Raw genomic sequence first — 2,748 nt, 5'->3', positions numbered from 1 at the left:
TCGGTGAGCGGCGCCCGCTCCTCGCGCGACGTGCCGACGTCGAACGTGCGGTAAGTGCCCAATCCCACCGCCGGCAACAATTCGCCGCTGCGCGGAATCGCGCGCTTGAGAAGCGGAGTCGATTCGCCGCGTGCCGAGTTGGCGCCACCGGCCGCAAGCAGGCTGCCTGCGGCGAGCAGCTTGAGTGTCGCGCGCCGCGAGAAGCCTCCTTCACCCGTGCTCATCGCGGGCGGGTCCTTTCGAGATCCCATCTGAAGTGGACCCCGGTGTCGAGGGAACCGTCCGGCAGTTGGCGCCGGTACTCGTAATCGACCTGCGTGAATGCCAGCGTCACCTGCTCGACGAGCCCGCCAACGGCTTCAGTCGTTGACGCGTCCACACTGGTTACGCGGACGTCCTGCAGCGTGATGACCAGGAACTCGTCGGTCGTCGTCGCGTCCGGGCGGCGCACCGTCAGCCTCGCGTCCGGGAAGCGCTGCGCCGTCGCACACGCGAGCATGAGACTCGGCGATGCCCGATCGATGGCATGCGTGAAGGCGAGATCCCGCACCGCGGCGCGTCCGCTGCCGCCGCGTCCGCCCTGCGATCCGGTGGCCGAGTTGGTCAGGCCCCACGTCCAGGACACGACCTCGATCTCGTCCTCGTGCCGATTGTCGTGAGATTCCCCCTTGATGTCGCCGATGCGAATGAACATGTTCGTGGACATTGCCCCTCCCCTCCGGCGGCGCGCCCGCCGTCGCGATTATGCACCCGCAAGGGGCGACTGCGCGCTACGTCCGCACCACCCTCCCGCCTGCCCCAGGTGCCCGCTCGCGCTGGAGTACAGCATGTTTCCGTCCGAGATAGAGCGCCACGCAAACCCATGCCGCTGCGATGAGCACTGCGGCGTACGACACCCCGGCAATGGACATGCCGGCAGCGCGCAGGCCCGTCGAGACCCAGCCGGAGAGCGTGTCTCCTGCACGGTAGACGACGGTGTCGATGAAGTTCTTCGACTTGTATTTCTCTTCGCGCGACAGAATGTTGAAGAGTGTCTCGCGCGTCGGTTTCGAGAGCGCAAACTCGCCCGCGCGGCGCATGACGCCGAACACGATCAGCACCGCGAGAAACGGCCAGGTGCCGAGCACGAAGAAGCCCGCGCAGGACACCACCGGCATCAGCACGAGCATGACCGTCGTGCTCACCGCCTTCGAGAGCCGTCCGAAGACGAAGACCTGAAACGCGAGCGTGAGCAGGTTCACGGTGAGATCGAGCTTCGCGAAAAGCGCGGTGCGCTGTGCGGAGTCGGCAATCGCTTCCTTCACGAGATGCGCCTGCTGGAAATAGAGCAGCGTGGAGAGCACCGTGTAGCACACGAGATAGGCACACATGGCGATGAGATAGGGCGAGCGCAGCACCGTGGTGAGCCCGGCCCAGATGCTGCCGCCGACGGGCTCACCCTCCGCTGCCTGCCGCGTCGTCTCGTGATCGTGCGCCCACACCCCCAGCCGCCGGATGCAGACGACGGCGAGCATCAGAAAGCCTGCCGACACGATCAGCAGATTCGTCGGCCCCAGCACCGTCGCCAGCGACGCCGTCACGAACGGTCCTGCGATCGCACCCGTCGTGCCGCCGGCGGCGATGAAACCATAGAGCCGCTTCGCCTGATCGGTGGTGTAAAGGTCCGCCATGAAACTCCAGAACACCGACACGACGAAGAGGTTGAACACGCTCGCCCAGACGAAGAACATCATCGCCACGACGTCCGTCTCCACGCCGCCGCGCAGTGCGCTCCAGAAGCCGAGCAGATTGAGCGCGAAGAACACGTACACCATCGGCAGCAGTCGGCGCCGCGGCAGTCGCGCGGTCAACCAGCCGAAGACCGGCACCGCAGCGAGCATGACGACGAAGGTCGCCGTGAAAAGCCACTGCAACTGGTCGACGCCGGCCTGGATCCCCATCTCGTCGCGCACCGGCCGCAGGATGTAGTAGCCGCAGAGCAGGCAGAAGAAGTACGCGTAGGACCAGAGAAGCGCGGCGACTTCGTCGCGCTCGACGCTGACAATGCGCTTGAGAAGTCCGTGCATCGCGTTCTCCGATTCAGGAAGCGCATTCTAGCGGGACGCGCCGAAGTGAACCGCAGTCAGCCGCCGTCGCCAGTGCGTGCCGCGCAACACAGATGGCGCACCTGTCGCTGTGCACGCGCGAAGGAAGATTGGGCGCTTTCCGATTGCCCCTCACTTCCTTTCTTCGCTATCCTTAGTTCCGCACACTCACTCGATCGTCGACGAATTGCTTGTCACGATCACCGCGTAACCGCACGCACCGCGTCACGCACATCGAGTCTGCAGCACTTCCCCGTTGCGGGAATTTGCATCAGTCCCAGCTTCTTCTGCACAAGCCGCGTGCCACATTCCTCCCGCTCAACACACAAACCGCTCGTCACGGAAGTACTGCCCGGTGCACCCGCTCCGCTCGGGGCGACCTGGGACGGCGCAGGGGTCAACTTCGCGCTCTTCTCGGCGCACGCGCAAAGGGTGGAACTGTGCATTTTCGATGTGAGCGGCCGTCACGAAGTGCAGCGCATCGAGGTCGAGTCCTGTACCAACGGCGTCTGGCATTGCTATTTGCCGCAGGCCCGGCCGGGGACGCTCTACGGCTACCGGGTGCACGGGCGGTATGCGCCCGAGCAGGGTCATCGCTTCAATCCGCACAAGCTGCTGATCGATCCGTACGCCAAAGCGCTCGTCGGCGAGATCCAGTGGAGCG

General features: G+C 65.1%; 4 protein-coding genes. 1 reads left to right on the top strand and 3 read right to left on the bottom strand.

What is annotated here, in order from left to right; genetic code table 11:
- The 3 genes from JNK68_00610 to JNK68_00600 form a co-directional block, all read right to left on the bottom strand.
- Positions 1–224: hypothetical protein (locus tag JNK68_00610; protein MBL8538847.1), on the bottom strand; the 224-nt coding region annotated here is incomplete at its 3' end.
- A complete protein-coding gene (locus JNK68_00605; protein ID MBL8538846.1) occupies positions 221–706 on the bottom strand; it encodes a type VI secretion system tube protein Hcp in 486 nt (161 codons plus the stop codon). The genes JNK68_00605 and JNK68_00610, both read right to left, overlap by 4 nt.
- Positions 707–770: 64 nt before the next feature.
- On the bottom strand, positions 771–2,066 hold the full coding sequence (locus JNK68_00600; protein ID MBL8538845.1) for an MFS transporter: 1,296 nt from the start codon (positions 2,064–2,066) through the stop codon (positions 771–773).
- A 318-nt stretch (positions 2,067–2,384) separates the two neighbouring features.
- Here JNK68_00600 and JNK68_00595 point away from each other — a divergent pair.
- A partial coding sequence (locus tag JNK68_00595) for a glycogen debranching enzyme GlgX (GenBank protein ID MBL8538844.1) occupies positions 2,385–2,748 on the top strand: 364 nt, incomplete at its 3' end.

Source organism: Betaproteobacteria bacterium (genome assembly GCA_016791345.1).
In the GTDB taxonomy this organism is placed as follows: domain Bacteria; phylum Pseudomonadota; class Gammaproteobacteria; order Burkholderiales; family JAEUMW01; genus JAEUMW01.
This window is presented reverse-complemented; position numbering and strand designations above follow the sequence as displayed.